17 protein-coding genes and 3 pseudogenes are annotated in these 16238 nt (G+C 75.9%); 9 read left to right on the top strand and 11 right to left on the bottom strand.

Annotation, left to right across the window (positions count from 1 at the left end; all coding sequences use genetic code 11):
• Window positions 1–94: 94 nt before the first annotated feature.
• Window positions 95–388: a hypothetical protein gene (locus tag ACFU74_RS04265; protein WP_380751487.1), complete on the top strand. Its 294-nt coding sequence runs from the start codon at window positions 95–97 to the stop codon at window positions 386–388.
• Here ACFU74_RS04265 and ACFU74_RS04260 read toward each other — a convergent pair.
• Together ACFU74_RS04260 and ACFU74_RS04255 are read right to left on the bottom strand one after the other, a co-directional pair.
• A complete protein-coding gene (locus ACFU74_RS04260) occupies window positions 373–1032 on the bottom strand; it encodes an AAA family ATPase (RefSeq protein ID WP_380751484.1) in 660 nt (219 codons plus the stop codon). The two genes, ACFU74_RS04265 and ACFU74_RS04260, sit on opposite strands and share 16 nt — an antisense overlap.
• Before the next feature lie 32 nt (window positions 1033–1064).
• Window positions 1065–1592 (bottom strand): MarR family winged helix-turn-helix transcriptional regulator, encoded by a 528-nt coding sequence (locus ACFU74_RS04255; protein ID WP_380751481.1) that lies wholly within the window; start codon window positions 1590–1592, stop codon window positions 1065–1067.
• A gap of 47 nt (window positions 1593–1639) precedes the next feature.
• Here ACFU74_RS04255 and ACFU74_RS04250 point away from each other — a divergent pair, with 47 nt between their 5' ends.
• Window positions 1640–2554 carry an EamA family transporter gene (locus ACFU74_RS04250; RefSeq protein WP_380751478.1) on the top strand — a complete coding sequence of 305 codons (915 nt, stop codon included), beginning with the start codon at window positions 1640–1642 and terminating at the stop codon, window positions 2552–2554.
• Between the two features lie 19 nt (window positions 2555–2573).
• Here ACFU74_RS04250 and ACFU74_RS04245 read toward each other — a convergent pair.
• Window positions 2574–2966 (bottom strand): annotated as a pseudogene (locus tag ACFU74_RS04245) (DUF5959 family protein); the annotation flags it as partial.
• A gap of 58 nt (window positions 2967–3024) precedes the next feature.
• On the bottom strand, window positions 3025–3711 hold the full coding sequence (locus ACFU74_RS04240) for a TetR/AcrR family transcriptional regulator (protein ID WP_380751475.1): 687 nt from the start codon (window positions 3709–3711) through the stop codon (window positions 3025–3027).
• A 145-nt stretch (window positions 3712–3856) separates the two neighbouring features.
• Here ACFU74_RS04240 and ACFU74_RS04235 point away from each other — a divergent pair, with 145 nt between their 5' ends.
• Window positions 3857–4078, top strand: coding sequence for a hypothetical protein (locus ACFU74_RS04235; protein ID WP_380751472.1), 222 nt, complete (start codon window positions 3857–3859; stop codon window positions 4076–4078).
• A 346-nt stretch (window positions 4079–4424) separates the two neighbouring features.
• Window positions 4425–6512 carry an elongation factor G gene (gene fusA, locus ACFU74_RS04230; protein ID WP_380751469.1) on the top strand — a complete coding sequence of 696 codons (2088 nt, stop codon included), beginning with the start codon at window positions 4425–4427 and terminating at the stop codon, window positions 6510–6512.
• 63 nt (window positions 6513–6575) lie between these two features.
• Here fusA and ACFU74_RS04225 read toward each other — a convergent pair whose 3' ends face one another.
• Window positions 6576–7160 (bottom strand): putative glycolipid-binding domain-containing protein, encoded by a 585-nt coding sequence (locus ACFU74_RS04225; protein ID WP_380751466.1) that lies wholly within the window; start codon window positions 7158–7160, stop codon window positions 6576–6578.
• A gap of 34 nt (window positions 7161–7194) precedes the next feature.
• Window positions 7195–8097, bottom strand: coding sequence for an NAD-dependent epimerase/dehydratase family protein (locus ACFU74_RS04220; RefSeq protein ID WP_380751463.1), 903 nt, complete (start codon window positions 8095–8097; stop codon window positions 7195–7197).
• Between the two features lie 189 nt (window positions 8098–8286).
• Between ACFU74_RS04220 and ACFU74_RS04215 the strand changes: the two genes are divergently transcribed.
• The 4 genes and pseudogenes from ACFU74_RS04215 (at window position 8287) to ACFU74_RS04200 (ending at window position 11252) form a co-directional block, all read left to right on the top strand.
• Window positions 8287–9153: a helix-turn-helix transcriptional regulator gene (locus ACFU74_RS04215; RefSeq protein WP_380751543.1), complete on the top strand. Its 867-nt coding sequence runs from the start codon at window positions 8287–8289 to the stop codon at window positions 9151–9153.
• Window positions 9150–9709, top strand: a pseudogene (locus tag ACFU74_RS04210) (contact-dependent growth inhibition system immunity protein). The gene ACFU74_RS04215 and the pseudogene ACFU74_RS04210 overlap by 4 nt, the downstream one beginning before the upstream one ends.
• Before the next feature lie 136 nt (window positions 9710–9845).
• Complete coding sequence (locus ACFU74_RS04205) at window positions 9846–10748, top strand: neutral zinc metallopeptidase (RefSeq protein WP_380751460.1); 903 nt, start codon at window positions 9846–9848, stop codon at window positions 10746–10748.
• A gap of 138 nt (window positions 10749–10886) precedes the next feature.
• Window positions 10887–11252: a hypothetical protein gene (locus ACFU74_RS04200; RefSeq protein WP_380751457.1), complete on the top strand. Its 366-nt coding sequence runs from the start codon at window positions 10887–10889 to the stop codon at window positions 11250–11252.
• A gap of 98 nt (window positions 11253–11350) precedes the next feature.
• Here the strand turns inward: ACFU74_RS04200 and ACFU74_RS04195 are convergent, their stop codons facing one another.
• From ACFU74_RS04195 to ACFU74_RS04180, 4 genes and pseudogenes are all read right to left on the bottom strand, one after another.
• Window positions 11351–11659, bottom strand: coding sequence for an alpha/beta hydrolase (locus tag ACFU74_RS04195; RefSeq protein WP_380751454.1), 309 nt, complete (start codon window positions 11657–11659; stop codon window positions 11351–11353).
• Between the two features lie 442 nt (window positions 11660–12101).
• Window positions 12102–12896 (bottom strand): annotated as a pseudogene (locus ACFU74_RS04190) (alpha/beta fold hydrolase); the annotation flags it as partial.
• Between the two features lie 157 nt (window positions 12897–13053).
• Window positions 13054–13692: an NAD(P)-dependent oxidoreductase gene (locus tag ACFU74_RS04185; protein ID WP_380751451.1), complete on the bottom strand. Its 639-nt coding sequence runs from the start codon at window positions 13690–13692 to the stop codon at window positions 13054–13056.
• 42 nt (window positions 13693–13734) lie between these two features.
• Window positions 13735–14703: an EamA family transporter gene (locus tag ACFU74_RS04180; RefSeq protein WP_380751448.1), complete on the bottom strand. Its 969-nt coding sequence runs from the start codon at window positions 14701–14703 to the stop codon at window positions 13735–13737.
• Window positions 14704–14802: 99 nt separating this feature from the next.
• Here ACFU74_RS04180 and ACFU74_RS04175 point away from each other — a divergent pair, with 99 nt between their 5' ends.
• Window positions 14803–15309, top strand: coding sequence for a MarR family winged helix-turn-helix transcriptional regulator (locus tag ACFU74_RS04175; protein ID WP_380751445.1), 507 nt, complete (start codon window positions 14803–14805; stop codon window positions 15307–15309).
• A gap of 38 nt (window positions 15310–15347) precedes the next feature.
• Here ACFU74_RS04175 and ACFU74_RS04170 read toward each other — a convergent pair whose 3' ends face one another.
• Window positions 15348–16211: a methyltransferase domain-containing protein gene (locus tag ACFU74_RS04170; RefSeq protein WP_380751442.1), complete on the bottom strand. Its 864-nt coding sequence runs from the start codon at window positions 16209–16211 to the stop codon at window positions 15348–15350.
• Window positions 16212–16238: the final 27 nt, after the last annotated feature.

The following is a 16238-nucleotide window of genomic DNA, read 5'->3' as shown; positions in this document are numbered from 1 at the left end:
TGCCGGTTGCGGCGCGGGCCGGTGGCGCACAGTGGGGCGCGCACCACCTCGTCCCGCTTCTTCCCGTCAACGCGTTCCACCGGAGGGGAAAACCATGAGCATCCGCACCGCGGCCGCGGCCCTCGCCGCCACCGCCGCCCTCGCCGTCCCGGTCCTCGCCGCCGTCCCGGCCTCGGCCGCGCCCGCCCGGGTGGCGGCCTGTTCGACGTACAGCAACTACGTCAGCTACGGGGCCTCCTGCGACGGCACCCGCAGCTACTACGCGTGGGCCGTCTGCGCCAACAACAAGGTGGTCTACGGGCCGACCCGGTCGGGCGGGGTCTGGTCCTACGCCTACTGCAGCAACGTCGGTTCGACCTTCCGCAGCGGCGGTTACACGCTGATCTGACCGCCGGGGCCGCCGACGTCCCCCAGGGTGCGGCCGATCCGGTCGGCGAGCGTCGCCCACGGACGGCAGTCGACCACCGGGAGGGCGTGCCGGCGGGCCTCGGCGGCGAGCCAGTGCGAGTGCCGGGCACTGACCTCGGCGCGGTCCGCCTGTACGCCGCTCTCCGGCTCGCGGGCCGCGTAGTTGGCGGCGATCCGGTCCGCGTCGCCCTCGTGCAGGAAGACCGCCCGGACGTCCCGCCCCGCCGCCCGCCCCAGCGCGACCGCGCGGGCGCAGGCGGCGGGGGTGAGGTAGTCGCCCTCGACGACGGCGGGGACCGGGACGGTCAGCCGGTTGCGCACCACGCCGAGCAGGGCCGGTTCCAGCGCCTCGGCGGTGGCGATCTGGAGTTCCAGCACGCGTTCGGGCGTCAGTTCCCCGGCCGGGGCGGCGTCGCCGCCGAAGAGGTGGAGGCCGGGGTGCTGCTCGGGGACGGTCAGCTCCTGGACGGCGGCGACCACGTCGTCGAACTCGACGACGAAGGCGGTGGTGCCGGTGCCGACGGTGTCGATGTCGGTGCCGGCCGCGAGCCGGGCGGCGGCGAGGCTCTTGCCGACGCCGGAGGCGCCGCCGAGCAGGAGGAGGTCCCAGGTCCGATTCGTCATCCGGCGACGCTATCGTGCGGGATCCGGTCGGATCATCCGGATTTCTCCGTCGGGCCTGCGAGGTGGTCGAGGCGCCGCTGCCAGGTCGTCAGCAGGCCCTCCAGGGCTGCCGCCTCCTCGGCGGTGAGCAGGTCCAGCAGGCGGTGCTCATTGCGCATGTGGGCGGTGAACGCCTCGTCGATCAGCCGCCGGCCCGCCTCGGTGAGGGCGACCACCCGACCGCGCCCGTCCGCCTCGCTGCGCCGACGGGTGACCAGGCCCGCCCGCTCCAGCCGGTCGATCCGCTTGGTCATGGCACCCGTGGTGACCATGGTGTGCGCGGCCAGCTCCCCGGGCGCCCGCTCGAACGGCGCGCCCGCCCGGCGCAGCGCCGCCAGCACGTCGAACTCGCCCTCGCCCAGCCCGTAGCGCCCGTAGACCAGGCAGAGCTCCTCGGTGAGCCGGCCGGCCAGCCGGTGCAGCCGGCCGATCACCGCCTGCGGGGAGACATCGAGGTCGGGCCGTTCGCGGTGCCACTCGGCCTGGATGAGGGCGACGTGGTCCGGGCTGTGCTGCTCCATGGCCTCATCGTAGCGCAGTAGCTTCCTGGGAAGTTATATTGCCTTCCATGGAAGCAAGTTTTCGGTGGGTCCTGCTGACCGCCGTCGCGCCGGTGGCCTGGGGCGCCAACTACTACGTCACCCGCGAGTTCCTCCCGGCCGACCGTCCGCTCTGGGGCGCCGCCCTGCGGGCCCTGCCGGCCGGCCTGCTGCTGCTGGCGCTGCGCCCGCGCCGCCCGCGCGGCCCCTGGTGGTGGCGCTCGGCGCTGCTCGGGCTGCTCAACACCGCGGGGTTCTTCGTCCTCCTCTACATCGCCTCGCAGTCGCTGGCCACCAGCGTCGCCTCCACCGTGATGGCCGCCTCGCCGCTCGCGATGCTGCTGCTCGCGTGGGCCCTGAACGCCGGCCGTCCCGCCCGGTCCCACCTGCTCGGCGCGCTGACCGGCCTGGCCGGGGTCGGCCTGATGCTGCTGACCCGCACCGGGCCGGTCGGCCTCCCCGGCCTGGCCGCCTCGGCGGCGGCGATGCTCGTCTCCTCGCTGGGCTACGTCCTCGCCGCCCGTTGGCGCGACGGCGCGGACGCGCTCACCGCCACCGCCTGGCAACTGCTGGCCGGCGGCCTGGTCCTGCTCCCCCTGGCGGCGGTCTTCGAGGGTGCCCCCGCCGCCCCCACCGGGCCGGAACTGCTCGCCTTCGGCTACGTCACGGTGGTGGCCACCGCCCTGGCCTTCGCCGCCTGGTTCACCGGCCTGCGCCACCTCCCGCCCGGAACGGTCGGCCTGGTGGGCCTGCTCAACCCCCTGACCGGCGTCCTCCTCGGCACGGCACTGGCGGGCGAGAGCCTCGGCCTCCTCCAACTCGCCGGCCTCCTCCTGGTCCTGGCCGGCGTGACCCTCGGCCGCCCGTCCCGCCGGGCGCGGGCCGCAGCGGAGCCGGGCGCGCCTTCCGGGTGGAGGCCCCAGTCCCTGCCCCGGCGGCGCTGAGTCCGCGCCAGGTACGCAGTGGTGTCCGCAACCGCTCCCGATGGTCGTTGATCCAACCGGCGGGCAGCGCGACGGGCGCGCGTACGGTGGCCATCGGGTGGTCGTCCTCCACCGCGGTTGCGGGACAGTCCCGGTCGCCGGTGAGCCGGACCGAGGGGGAAGGTCCGCGGTCCCGCTCCGTCCGGGCGGCGGATTCGTCGGCTTCGTCGGCGTCGAGTCTGTCCGGGGTTTCCGCCCGGGGCCGCAGTCTGCGGTCGCAGCGCGCCGGACCGGACCGGACCGGACCGGTCCGCCCCGCCACGAACGGCGCCCTGGCGACGATCTGGGCCGCAGGCCCCTGCGGCCGGGAGGGATCCGGCCCGAGGGCGCGGACGCTGTTGCCCCCGTCGTCGGCCAGGACGACGAGGTCCATCGGCTTGAAGCCGGGTACGGGATGCCCCCTCTCGGTCGAGAACGCCGGGGATCCCCGCTCAGCTCCCGGCGTCCGCGCCACCGGAAGGGCCGGCCGTGCCTTCCGGCCGGCCGCCCTGTCGGGGGCTCCCGGGCGGATCCTCGGGGCCGAGGAGCCGGGTCAGGTGGTGGTCGAGCACGGCCCGGGCGGCCTCGGGGGTGCGCAGGCCGATCGCGGTGTCCACGGCGAGGCCGGTGGCCAGGGTCCAGCAGATGTCCGCCTCGACCAGGTCCGCGGGCTCGGGCGGGCCCTCGCCGCCGTCGCGTGCGTGGCGGGCGCCGGTGATCAGGTAGGCGGTGAAGGAGAGGAGTTCCTCGCTGCCCGGGCCGAGGACGGTTGCCGTTGCCGGGTCGGACATCGCACGGCCGAGGACGGCGACCGCGAAGCGGATCAGCCGGGTGCCCTCGGCGTCCGTGTCGATCAGGGCGTGCAGGCAGGTCCGCAGGAGAGTGGCCGGTCGGTGGTCGCCGGCGGCCTCGATCCGGCGTTCGATCGCGCGGTTGGTCTCCAGGACCGCCCGCTCCAGGGCGTCGCGGAGCAGCCGGTCCATCACGGGGTAGTAGTGCTGGACCTGGCCCATCGACACCCCGGCCTCGGCGGCGACCTTGCGCAGCGTCACGCCCTCCAGTCCGCTGCGGGCGGCCAGGGCCCAGACCGCTTCCACGAGCCGGGCGCGGCGTTCCTCGTGGTCCACGAGCTTCGGCATCGTCCGTCTCCTCCCGGCGGTGGATGGCCATGCGATCGCATTGCTTCCGCCGCCCCATGCTATTACAGTGCAACCGCATGGAAACCCCAATGCAGTTGCATGGCAACCGGCGGCGGGACTCGATCACTCCACCCGGGAGGCGTCCGTGAAGTACGACATCCTGCAGATCGCCGGTGCGGCGCTGACCGTGCTCGGCGCCCAGGGGACCATCCGTCTCCTGCTGGACCACGGCGACACCGGCCTGCTCGGCCGGCTCCCCGGCGGCTTCGCAGCCGCGTTGGCCGGCCATCTGCTGGCGCTGGTCGCAGGCGTCCTGCTGGCGGGGTGGTCGCACTCCCGGGCCAAGGCCCTCGGCCGTCGCGGCTGACGGCTGACGGCTGACGGGGGACGGGGGGCGGGGGACGGGGAAAACCGGGTGCCCCGGGGCGGGGCGGTTCCTACACTCGGCGTCCAGAGGCGTGCCGCCCGCGGGCTCGGGGCGGTGCGTGCCGTGATGAGTCGAGGGAGGGTCGGTCGTGCGTCACCGCAGCGCTGCCGTCGTTCCCTCGTCCCGGTTCGAGGTGATCCTGGTGTCCTCGTCCTTCCGGTGCCCGCTGCGCGGCCGGCACCGGGGGCGTGCGACGACCTGACGCGGGACCGGGAAGCGCCGGGCGCCGTCGTCGCCGCAATCGCGCTGCCCTTCTTCTCCCGAGAGCTTCGAAAGGCACCGGGCCATGCGCAGCACCGACATCCGTACCACCACCGGGACCGCCGGCATCGCCGCCGTCCGCAACCTGGGCATCCTCGCCCACGTGGACGCGGGCAAGACCACCGTCACCGAGCGGATCCTCTACCTGACCGGCGAGACCCACCGGCGTGGCGAGGTGCACGACGGCACCACCGTCACCGACTGCCACCCGCAGGAGCGCGAGCGCGGCATCACCATCTCCGCGGCGGCGGTCAGCTGCGTCTGGGGCGATCACCGGATCAACCTCGTCGACACCCCCGGCCATGTCGACTTCGCCGACGAGGTCGAGCGCTCGCTGCGGGTGCTGGACGGGGCGGTCGCGGTGTTCGACGCCGTCGCGGGCGTGGAGCCGCAGAGCGAGAGCGTCTGGCGCCAGGCCGACCGGCACGGCGTGCCGAGGATCGCCTTCGTCAACAAGCTGGACCGGGCCGGCGCCGACCTGGACGCGGCCGTCGCCTCGATCCGTGAGCGGCTGCACCCGGCTCCGCTGGCCGTTCAGCTGCCGATCGGGCGGGAGGGCGGCTTCACCGGCGTGGTCGACCTGCTGACGATGCGTGCCATGGCCTGGGACGACGGACCCGACGGGGACGACCTGCGGGAGGGCCCGGTGCCCGACGTGCTGCGGGCCGAGGCCGAGCGGCGGCGCGCGCTGCTGGACGAGGCGGTGGCCGGGCTCCACCCGGCCGCCCTGGAGGAGTACGTCGAGCACTCGGCGCTCTCCACCGCGACCCTGGCCGCCGCGCTGCGCGACCTCACCCTCGGCGGCGAGGCCGTGGTGGTGCTGTGCGGCTCGGCCTACCGCAACCGCGGGATCGAGCCGCTGCTGGACGCCGTCACCGCCTACCTGCCCTCGCCGCTGGACGTTCCGGCGGTGCGCGGCAGGACGGACGCCGGGGAGGCGGAGCGGGCCGCCGATCCCGACGGGCCGCTCGCCGCACTGGTGTTCAAGGTGAACGTCAGCGCCTCCGGCCGGCTCACCTGTCTGCGCCTGTACTCGGGCACACTGCGCAAGGGGGACACCGTGCTGGACGCCGGGACCGGCCGCACCGAACGGATCGCCCGGATCATGCAGGTCGCCGCCCACCACCTCGAAGCGGACGCGGCCGTCGCCGGTGACATCGTCGCGGTGGTCGGTCTCAAGGCCGCGCGCACCGGCACGACGCTCTGCGCGCCCGGCGCACCGCTGCTCCTGGAGCCGGCCGTCGCCGCGGTGCCGGTGGTGACGGTGGCCGTCGAGGCGCGGCGCTCGGTCGACACCGACCGGCTGGCCGTCGCGCTCGCCCGGCTCGCCGAGGAGGACCCGTCGCTGGTCGTCCGCACCGATCCGGAGACCGGGCAGCGGGTGCTGTCCGGGCTGGGCGAACTGCACCTGGAGGTGGCGGTGGAGCAGATCCGCCGGGCGCACGGGATCGAGGTGGCCGTCGGCCGTCCGCAGGTCGCCCACCGGGAGACGGTGGAGCGCGGGGTCACCGGACATGTCCACCGGCACGTCAAACAGGACGGCGGCGCCGGCCGGTTCGCCCACGTGGTGATCGACGTGGAGCCGCTGGTCGGCCCGGCTGCGGGGGAGGACGGAGGCGGATTCGCGTTCGCGTCCACCGTCACCGGTGGGCGGGTGCCCAAGGAGTACGTCCAGGCGGTCGAGGCCGGCTGCCGGGACGCGCTCGCCGAGGGCCCGCTGGGCGGCCACCCGGTCACCGGCCTGCGGGTCGTCCTGACCGACGGGGTCACCCATCCCGAGGACTCCTCGGAGCTCGCCTTCCGCACCGCGGGGCGGCTGGCGCTGCGCGAGGCGCTGCGGTCCTGCCGGACGGTGCTCCTGGAACCGGTCGCCGAGGTGACGGTGACGGTGCCGCAGGAGGCGGTGGGCGGTGTCCTCGGCGACCTCGCGGCCCGCCGGGGCCGCGTCCGGGGCTCGGACCCGCGTGGCGGGACGGCGGTGGTGACGGCGGTCGTGCCGCTCGCCGAGCTGTTCGGCTACGCGACCGCGCTGCGCAGCCGCACCCAGGGCCGGGGCACCTTCACCACCCGCCCGGCCGGGTACGCCCCGGCGCCGGGGGCCGCCGCCCGCTAGCGGGGACGCGGCGGGGCCGTCGGCCGCCGGATGCACCGGGAGGTGTGTCCGGCGGCCGGGGGCTCAGCCGTGGCGGCGTGCCAGGTCGGGGTAGTCGAGGACCAGGCCGTACCGGTCGAACAGCAGGTCGCTGCGGAAGTCCCCGGACTCGTACCGGACGGTTGCCGCCGCAGCGCCGGTGGCGTCGCCGTCGCCTCCGGCCGGTCCCAGGTGGGTGTACGTCTGGTGGGAAGGGTGCACCGTCAGGTCGGGCACCCGGACCCACGCCATCAGGAAGTCGTGCCGCCCCGGTTCCCGGTGGAGCCGGTGGCGCAGCACCGGCATGGTGTTGGTCAGCGGGGAGAGCCCGAGGTCGCAGTCGAGCGCCCCGTCCAGCTCGGGCCGGTGGCGCCCGTCGACGGTCCACCGGCCGTCGTCGTTCAGCAGCTCCAGCTCCCGGGTGCCCTCCGCCGAAGCGGCGCGGACGGCGAGCCGCCGGGTGGCCCAGGCGGGCCCGGTGTCGAGCTGGTAGTCGAGCCAGTAGGGCGCGGGCACCAGGCCGGCCACCCGCCCGCGGGCGCGCAGCGTGCCGTCGCCGAGTTCGATCCAGGCGGTCTCGACGCCCCGGCTCGCCGAGACCTCCCAGGTGGGGACCAGATGAGTGATCATGCCGCCACCGTAGCCACCCGGTCGGGCCCGGCCCCTACAGCGCGCCCGCGTCGCGGGCCGTCCACACCGACGGGTAGAGCGGGCGCCAGCCCAGCTCGCGGCGGATCGCGGCGGTGGAGACCTGGCCCTCCCACGGGTCGGCGGGCCCCACGCCCTCCGGCGCGACCACCGCGTGGGCGTCCGGCACCTCGCCGGGGGCGGTGTTCCAGGCTTCCGGGCGGGGCACCTCGTTGATCTCGTGGAGGTCCCAGGCGGTCACCGGGGCGTCGTCCGCGACGTTGTAGGCGCGTCCTTCCACGCCCGGTGTCACCGCCGCGGCCCACAGCGCCCGCGCCACGTCGGCGTGGTGGACGACGGGCAGTCGCTGGTGCGAGGGCCAGCGGCCGGCCCAGAACAGCGAGTCCGCGAGGTGCGGGTCGCCGTCGCCGTAGACGAAGGCGGGCCGGACCACGACCAGCGGCAGCCGGTCGCCCAGCTCGCGGAGCCCGCGCTCCCCGGCCGCCTTGGAGGCACCGTAGGCGCCCCAGAGCGGGGACGGGTCCAGCGGGTCGTCCTCCACGGCCGGCCGGCCGAGCCGGCGCGGGTACACCAGGTTGGTGCTGGTGTGCACGAAGCGCCGGACCCCGGCCCCGGCGGCCTCACGACCGAGGGCGACGGTGGCGTCCCGGTTGACCTCGAAGGCCTCCTCGTCCGGAGCCCCCCGCCGGCCGGCGGCCGCGTGCACCACCACGGAGGCACCCTCCAGTGCCCGCGCCCGGGCGGCCTGGTCCCGCAGGTCGCCGACGACGGCCTGGAGGCCGAGGGCGGTGGCCGCCTCCGCCTGCGCCTCCTGCCGCACCAGCACCCGTACCGCGCCCCGCCCGGCCCACCGGGCCAGCCGCGGTACGAACCGTCGGCCGACCCTGCCGGTCGAGCCCGTCACCAGGAACGTCGTCATCGCTCATCACTCCTCGTGGAGGTGGTCGCTCATGGGCGGGGAGAGCGGCAGTCCAGCGCCGGCGCGTCCGGCGTCGCCCTCCCCGTGACCACGGTGGCGCAGCGGCGGCGGCCGTGGCAGGGACCTCCTCAACCAGGGACCGGCAGTCCCTGGTTGAACGGCCCGCGTGGGACGGAGGATGGGCCGGTGATCGACCGACCCGCCCTCGCCGACTTCCTGACCCGCCGTCGCGCCGGGCTCACCCCCGCCGACGTCGGTCTGCCGCCCGGTGCGCGCCGCCGCACGCCAGGACTGCGCCGGGAGGAGGTGGCCCAGCTCGCCGGGCTCTCGGTGGACTACTACGCGCGACTGGAGCAGCGCCGAGGCCCGCAGCCCTCGGCGCAGCTGGTCGCCGCCCTCGCCCGGGCCCTGCGGCTGACCGAGGACGAGCGCGACCACCTCTTCCACCTCGCCGGCCACCGGCCGCCGCGCCGGCACACCCCGCTCACCCATGTCCGGCCCGGCCTGCTGCTGATCCTGGACCGGCTGCACGACACCCCGGCCCAGGTGGTGTCGGACATCGGCGACGTGCTCGCCCAGAACCCGATGGCCGCGGCGCTGTTCGGCGACGTCGAGCAGTGGCCGCCGGAGCGGCGCAACGTGGTGCTGCGCTGGTTCACCGAGCCCGCCTGCCGGGCGCTTCTGCCCGCCGAGCAGCACGAGGAGGCGGCCCGCGCGTACGTCGCCCATCTGCGCGCCGCCCACGCGGCCCGCCCGGGGGACGCGCGGCTGGGCCGGCTGCTGGCACGCCTGCTCGCCACCGGCGAGGAGTTCGCCGGCCACTGGGCGCGGCACGACGTGGCCGTCCGGCGCAGCGACCGCAAGACCGTCCTGCACCCGGTGGTCGGCCGGCTCGACCTCGACTGCGAGGTGCTGGCCGCCGCGGGCGAGGACCAGTTGCTCCTGGTCCACACCGCGCCGCCCGGCACCGTGAGCGCCGAGCGCCTCGAACTGCTCCGGGTGGTCGGGCGGCAGCAGCTCGACGCCGGACCGGCCGAGGGCGTGGCAGTGCGGTGAGCCGTCGCACCCGCCCGGCCGGGCCTCGCGGCGGCCGAGCCCGTGGCGGCGGGTCTCGCACCGCCGGGTCTCGCGGCGGCGGTCCGGTGGTACCCGGATCGCTGGAGGACCTCGAAGGCACCCGGTGGCCCGAACCGGGGGCGGACGCCGCCCGGCCGGCCGCGACCGCCCACGCGCTGCGCCGCCGCCCGGTCGCCGAACTCGGCGTCGAGGACCTTCGGCTGCTCATCGGCCAGGACATCGGACTTCCCACCTCCTCCCACGTGCCGTCGAGCTGCTCTGCCAAGACCCGCCCGGCGAAGGCGACCTCCACCCGGGCGACCTGCTCTCCGCGGTGCTCGGCCGCGCCGCGGCCGTGTGGACGGCGCGCCCCGGCCCGGTCCGGCCCGCGCAGGCGGCCCGGCTCGCCGGCGCCCTGCGCCGGGTGATGACGGCCCCGGCGGTGATGACGGCCCCAGCGCCCGGCCTCCCGGGGGAGGTGCGACGCCGGGCCGAAGCGTTCCCGGTCGGCCAGGCGCGGAGTGACGAGCCCGCGACCCCCGGTCACGGAACTTGATGCATCCCCGGAATACCCCCTCTGACCTGCGCGTCCTTCGCCGGAGCCGGCGCGCGGAGCGGCTACCGTGGCCGGGCGGCCGGGCCTGGCCGCCCGGCGCCGCACGGGCGCCGGCAGCACCACAAGGGACGGACGCATGCAGTTCGACGACCAGGGCGACCTCGACACCTCGCAGGTGGACGACCGGCGCCGCATCCCCGGCGGGAAGGTCGCCGTCGGCGGTGGCGCGGCCGGTCTGATCGCCGTCCTGATCGCGGTGCTCTTCGGCGTCGACCCGAGCGTCCTCGGGCTCTCCGACGGCGGCGGGTCGAACGCCGGGTCCGGCGGGACCACCACCACCGCGGGGGAGGTCCAGCAGGTCTGCCGGACCGGCGCCGACGCCAACCGCCGCCAGGACTGCCGGATCGTCGCCGTCACCAACAGCCTCCAGGAGTACTGGGGCGGCCAACTGCCCCGGTCCGGGGTCGCCTACCGGCCCGCCGAGACGGTCCTGTTCACCGGCCGGGTCTCCACCGCCTGCGGCGCGGCGAGCTCCGCCGTCGGCCCGTTCTACTGCCCCGGCGACCGGCGGGCCTACTTCGACCTCGGCTTCTTCGACCAGCTGTCCACCCGCTTCGGCGCCACCGGCGGCCCGTTCGCCGAGTCCTACGTCGTCGCCCACGAGTACGGCCACCACATCCAGAACCTGACCGGCACCATGCAGAAGGTCGGACAGGACCGGCAGGGCCGGGACAGCGCCTCGGTGAAGCTTGAGCTCCAGGCCGACTGCTACGCCGGGGTCTGGGCCCACCACGCCACCACCACCCCGCAGGCCTCCACCGGACGGCCGCTGATCAGCACCCTCACCGAGCAGGACATCGCCCAGGGCCTGGACGCCGCGGCGGCCGTCGGCGACGACCGGATCCAGAAGCAGGCCACCGGCCGGATCGACCCCGACACCTGGACCCACGGCTCCTCCGACCAGCGCAAGGCCTGGTTCACCACCGGCTACCGCAGCGGGGACCCGGCCCGCTGCGACACCTTCGCCGCGCAGCGCTGACCCGCGGCCGGGCCCCGGTCCGGAGTCCCCCCGCCCCGGCCCCCTGTCATCCGTCAGGGACCGCTGCGCACGGACCCTTCCTACGCTGCTGAACACCGGCCGAACACGGTCCGGACCAGCACCTGAGGGAGAACCACCATGCGCAAGATCCTGCACACCGTCGCCGCGCTCGCCCTCGCGGCCGCCGGCGCCACCACGATGGGGACCTCCGGCGCCCAGGCCGCCGACGGCCCCTGGGACGGCTGCCCGTACGGGGCGGTCTGCATCTACCCGCAGGACGCCGACACCAGTCGGCCGCCCACCGACATCTTCTACAGCTACGGCGCCCACAACCTCCGCAACCAGAACGGCTGGCACTGGGTGCTCAACAACCAGTCCGGCGGCGCGCACGCCCGCCTGTGCACCGGCTACAACGGCACCGGCTGCGGCGAGGACCTGGCGGCCCAGACCGGCGTCTACGCCGACCTGACGCCGATCAACTCCATCACCCTGGACCGCCCCTGACCCTGACCCCGACGGTCGCCCGACCGCCGGGCCGGGCCGCTCGCGGCGGGGTCCTCCGGGGGGAGGACCCCGCCAAGCGCCGGCCGCGTCACGCCCGCTCATCCGGCCTCCGGCGACGGGCAGGTGAGGTCGCCGGTCGGCACCGCCCCGGCGAGCAGGCAGGACTCCACGGTGGAGCGCACGCACGGGTCGGGCCCGGGGTACTGGCCGTGGTCGCCGTTCCCGGTGGCCCTCACCAGGCGCGAGCCGCGCAGCGCCCGGTGCGCGGAGCGCGCGGCCTCGATGGGCGTCGCGGGGTCGTGCACCGAGTTGAGCATCAGCGTGGGCGGCAGGCCCGCACCCGCGACCCGCACCCGGGGCGCCGTGGGAGCCGGCCAGGAGGCGCAGACCGCCGGGAAGGCGAGCACGCGGGCCCCGGCCAGCGGCCGGCGTGCCGCGTTCTCGGCGCCCCGGTCCGCCCAGACGGACCGGCCGCGCGTCCACGGGGGTGTCGGTGCAGATGACCGCGAAGTACTCGGCGAGGAACTCCGGGTCGAGGTAGTTGCCGAAGACCTCCCGGGCGTCGGCCCGGGCGTCGGGCCAGTCGTCGAGCGCGTCCAGCGCCCCGGCCGGCCGGGTGAAGCCGTTGTCCGCCCGGTGGACGGCCTGGATCGCGCCGTTGTCGAACTGGTTGGGCCCGACGGTGAGCGCGCCGTCCACGACCGGGTGCTCGCGCAGGGCCTCCCGGCGGGCCTTCGCCTCGGCGACCGTCGGGCCGTAGTGGTAGACCTGCTCCCGGGCGGCCGGCCACGGCAGGAAGTCCGCCTCGAAGCGCCGCTGGAAACTCATCGGCAGCCGCGACTGGAACCGCTCCCGGGTGCCGTCGAAGCCGGTGTTGCCGTCCAGCGCCATCCGCTCCACCCGCTGCGGGAACAGCGTCGCGTAGTACGAGCCGATCATGGTGGCGTAGGACGGCCCGTAGTAGCTGATGCGGCGCTCGCCGAGCAGCGCCCGCAGCAGGTCGAGGTCCCGGGCGGTCTGCTCGGTCGTCAGGTGGGGCAGCAGACCGTCGCTGCGCCGCTCGCAGTCGGCGGCCAGGCCGCGCGAGGCGGCGGTCACCCGGGCCCGGTCGGCCGGCGTGTCGTCGCGGAAGTCCCCGGCGAAGAACGCCCGGAACTCCTCCGGCGTCCGGTAGACGGCCCGGGTGCTGCGCCCGACGCCGCGCTGGTCGAAGCCCACGACGTCGTAGGCGGCGCCGAGCGCGGGCGCGTTCCAGACGGAGTCCGCCGGGCGTTCCAGCCCCTTGCCGCCGGGGCCGCCGGCGGCCGTGAACAGGGTGCCGATCCGCCGGCCGGGGTCGCTCGCCCGGTGCCGGGAGACCGCGACCGCGAGGTCGGGCCCCCGCCCGGGGTGGTGCCAGTCCCGGGGCACGGCCGTGGTCGCGCACGGGAGCCCGGCCCGCTCCGCGCAGGGCTGCCAGTCGAGTCGCTGGTGGGCGTAACGGGCGGGGACCGCGGGGGCGGCCCGTCCGGCGGGCGTCCCGACGGCGCCCGCCGGGACCGCCGTCCGGGCGAGGGTGAGGACGGTGAGCAGGCCTGCCGTGCGCCTGCCGGGGGCGGAGAGCCGGGAGCGGCGCCGGGTGCGGATGACGGTTCGTGTGGTCATGCCGTAGATCCTGGCCGCCGGAACCGGTCGTGGTCGATCCAGTCCGCACCCGTCTTCTTCCTGGTGCCTGGACCACCCTTGACGGGAGGTCAGGTTCAGCTTCCCCCTCGGGGGGCGGCGGGGTTGCCCAGGTCGTCGGACGGTCGGCGCGCGGTGGTCAGTGCGCGACGGTGAAGCGGACGCGGCGGTGGGCGGGGCGCTCGGCCTCGTCGAGGAGGGCCACGGCGAGGTCCTCCGTCGAGATGGCCGAGACGCCGTCCGGGCCGACCAGGAGCTCGTCGCGGCCCACCCGGTAGCGGCCGGTCCGTTCGCCCGGTTCGAGCTGTGCGGCCGGGCTGAGGTAGGTCCAGTCGACCTCGGCGTCCGCGCGGCAGAGGGCGAGCTGCTCGCCGCAGGCGTCGGCGATCGGGCGCAGTGCGGCGGGGAAGTCCGGGGCGTCCACCAGGGTGCCGCCGTTGCCGCCGGGCAGGGCGAGGCTGCCGGCGCCGCCGACGACCAGCAGCCGCACGCCGGTTCCGGCCAGCCCGGCCAGCAGGCCCTTGGTCGCGGTGGCCAGTTCGTCCTCGTGGCCGGGGGCCGGGCGGGTGGCCGTGACCAGCAGGTCCTGGCCGGCGGCGAGGCGGCGGACGTCGGCGGGGTCGCGGGCGTCACCGGTGGCGGTCCCGACGGTCGGCGGCAGCCGGTGCGGGCGGGAGGGGTCGCGCAGGACGGCGGTGACCCGGTGGCCGCGGGCGGCCGCCTCGGCGACGACCCGGCTGCCGACGTTGCCGCTCGCACCGAACACGGTGATGCGCATGAGGGGTTCTCCTGGAGCTGGATCAGGGGAGGGAGGGAGGGGTCAGACGGCCTGGCGCACGCGGGCGTCGGTGTCGGTGCCGGAGTCGGTGCGGTCGGCGGCCGCGCCGTCGGAGGGAGCGGCCCCGGGTGCCCCGGCGACGACCTTCGACGGCGTGCGCGGCCGCTGGGTCTGCGCGGCGACGAGCGAGCCGAGCACGATCAGCGCGCCGATCGCCTGGACGGGGGAGAGGTCCTGGCCGAGGGCGAGCCAGCCGAGCGCGGTGGCGACCACGGGGCTGAGCAGGCCGAGGAAGGTGACGGAGGTGGGCGGCAGGGCGCGGATGCCGCGGAACCAGAGTGCGTAGGCGACGGCCGCGCCGATCAGGCTCAGGTAGCCGTAGCCGAGCAGGTTGGCGCCGGTGAGGTGGGACGGCGGCGGGCCCTCGACCAGCAGGGTGACCGGGAGCAGCAGCAGACCGCCCGCGGTGAGCTGCCAGCCGGTGGTGGCGAGCAGTGGGGCCGGCGAGGTCCAGCGCTTGGAGAGGACGACGCCGGTGGCCATCACCACCGCGCCGCCGAGCGCGGCCAGGACGCCGAGCGCGTCCAGCTGGGCGCCGGCGCGCAGGACCAGCAGGCTGACGCCGGCCACGCCGGCGATGCCGGAGAGGAGGGTGCGCCGGGAGAGGCGGTCGCCCAGGAGTGCGGCCGAGAGGCCGGCAGCGATCAGCGGCTGGACGGCGCCGACGGTGGCGGCGACCCCGCCGGGCAGGCGGTAGGCGGCGACGAACAGGAGGGCGAAGAAGGCGCCGATGTTCAGCGCGCCGAGGACGAGTGAGCGCCACCACCAGTCGCCCTTCGGCAGGCGCCGGGTGAGGGCGATCAGGAGCAGTCCGGCGGGCAGGGCGCGGAGCACTCCGGCGAGCAGTGGCCGCCCGGGCGGCAGCAGCTCGGTGGTGACGAGGTAGGTGGAGCCCCAGATGGCGGGGGCGAGGGCGGTGAGCAGCACGATGGCGAGTCGATTCCTTAGCACTAAGCCAATGTATCTCAGCGCTAAGGAATCTGGACAGGGGGTCGGGGTGCGGATGCTGTGAGGTATCTCACCGCTAAGGAATCGTTTAGGCTGGAGGGCATGGCAGAACGCGAAGATCATGTGGACCGGGTGGTCCGGCAGTGGGGCGCGGAGCGTCCGGACCTCGATGTCTCCCCCATGGAGGTGATCGGCCGCCTCAAGCGGCTGAGCCGGCTGGTCGACGCCGAGCTGAAGGAGACCTTCGCCCGGCACGACCTCGACTTCGCCTCCTTCGACGTGCTCGCCACCCTCCGCCGCAGCGGCCCGCCCTACCGGCTCACCCCGACCGGCCTGATGCGGTCGGCGATGGTCACCTCCGGGGCGATCAGCCAGCGCCTCGACCGGCTGGAGGCGCGCGGCCTGGTCACCCGCACCCCCAGCGGCTCCGACGGCCGCAGCCGCGACGTCGCCCTGACCGAGGAGGGGTACGCCCTGATGGACCGCGCCCTGCCCGACCACCTCGCCACCGAGCGCCGCATCCTCGCCGACCTGGACAAGCCGCAGACCGCCGCGTTCATCGACGCCCTGCGCGTCGTGCTCGGCACCCTCGGGGACGACCCGGAGTAGCCGCGGCGACGGGAGCCGGGTCGAAGGGGCCCGGCCGCTCAGGGGTTGACCGCGACCGCCTTGGAGAAGGTGTAGTGGAACGTCCCGCCCGGCTCCGCGGCACGTCGCAGCTCGGCCACGCCCCGGTCGAACGCCTCCGGCGTGGTGAGGCCGGCCGCGACAGCGTCGGCCCGCACCGCCTCGACCATCGCGATGAAGGTGCGCCGGGTGAAGTTCTCGACGAGCGCGGGCCGGGCGCCGTCCGCGGACATCGTGCGCAGGCTCACCGCGACGTCCCGGAAGCCGGCGTCCGCGAGCAGCGGGTACAGCCGCCGTCCGATGAGGGCGTCGCCGCCGGCGTCCGCCTGGAGCCGGGCCAGGTGCTCGACGACCCGCTGCGCCGCCTCGCCGCGCGGGTGGAAGCACGCCGTGCCGTGGTCGCCCTCGATCACGGTCAGCGTGCCGCCGGGGCGCAGCACCCGGCGCAGCGCGGCCAGGGCCGCGGCCGGGTCCGCGAGGTGCTCCAGCACGAAGCAGACGAAGACGTGGTCGAACGAGTCGTCGGCGAACGGCAGCCGGTGCAGGTCGCCGTGGTGCCACCGGACGTTCGCGCCGGGCGCGTGCGCGGCCACCCGGGCCCGCGCCTTCGCGAGCGAGTCCGCCGAGACGTCGGCCGCCGTCAGCAGCGCCCCGGGGCTGGAGTCCAGCAGGTGCACCGTCTGCGCGCCGACGCCGCACCCGGCCTCCAGGACCCGGCTGCCGGGCGGGTAGGCGGTGTCGGCGTGGAGCAGGCCGGCCAGGGTGTCGGCCTGGTCGCCGAGGCGCCGGGCCTCGGCGGGGGAGTAGCCGTGGACGTAGCCGGGGCCGCTGCCGACGGCCGGTTCGGGACGGACTGCGGAGTGCTGCGGGGTGCTTGTGGTCATGCGCCTACCCTCTCGGCACAATGGACC

Source organism: Kitasatospora sp. NPDC057500 (genome assembly GCF_042802195.1).
GTDB lineage: Bacteria > Actinomycetota > Actinomycetes > Streptomycetales > Streptomycetaceae > Kitasatospora.
This window is presented reverse-complemented; position numbering and strand designations above follow the sequence as displayed.

What these genes read in the sequence shown, in the direction of transcription:
- ACFU74_RS04265 (WP_380751487.1), top strand. Translation starts at nt 95, where the DNA reads ATGAGCATCCGCACCGCGGCCGCGGCCCTCGCCGCCACCGCCGCCCTC.
- ACFU74_RS04260 (WP_380751484.1), bottom strand. Translation starts at nt 1,032, where the DNA reads ATGACGAATCGGACCTGGGACCTCCTCCTGCTCGGCGGCGCCTCCGGC.
- ACFU74_RS04255 (WP_380751481.1), bottom strand. Translation starts at nt 1,592, where the DNA reads ATGGAGCAGCACAGCCCGGACCACGTCGCCCTCATCCAGGCCGAGTGG.
- ACFU74_RS04250 (WP_380751478.1), top strand. Translation starts at nt 1,640, where the DNA reads ATGGAAGCAAGTTTTCGGTGGGTCCTGCTGACCGCCGTCGCGCCGGTG.
- ACFU74_RS04240 (WP_380751475.1), bottom strand. Translation starts at nt 3,711, where the DNA reads ATGCCGAAGCTCGTGGACCACGAGGAACGCCGCGCCCGGCTCGTGGAA.
- fusA (WP_380751469.1), top strand. Translation starts at nt 4,425, where the DNA reads ATGCGCAGCACCGACATCCGTACCACCACCGGGACCGCCGGCATCGCC.
- ACFU74_RS04225 (WP_380751466.1), bottom strand. Translation starts at nt 7,160, where the DNA reads ATGATCACTCATCTGGTCCCCACCTGGGAGGTCTCGGCGAGCCGGGGC.
- ACFU74_RS04220 (WP_380751463.1), bottom strand. Translation starts at nt 8,097, where the DNA reads ATGACGACGTTCCTGGTGACGGGCTCGACCGGCAGGGTCGGCCGACGG.
- ACFU74_RS04205 (WP_380751460.1), top strand. Translation starts at nt 9,846, where the DNA reads ATGCAGTTCGACGACCAGGGCGACCTCGACACCTCGCAGGTGGACGAC.
- ACFU74_RS04200 (WP_380751457.1), top strand. Translation starts at nt 10,887, where the DNA reads ATGCGCAAGATCCTGCACACCGTCGCCGCGCTCGCCCTCGCGGCCGCC.
- ACFU74_RS04185 (WP_380751451.1), bottom strand. Translation starts at nt 13,692, where the DNA reads ATGCGCATCACCGTGTTCGGTGCGAGCGGCAACGTCGGCAGCCGGGTC.
- ACFU74_RS04175 (WP_380751445.1), top strand. Translation starts at nt 14,803, where the DNA reads ATGGCAGAACGCGAAGATCATGTGGACCGGGTGGTCCGGCAGTGGGGC.
- ACFU74_RS04170 (WP_380751442.1), bottom strand. Translation starts at nt 16,211, where the DNA reads ATGACCACAAGCACCCCGCAGCACTCCGCAGTCCGTCCCGAACCGGCC.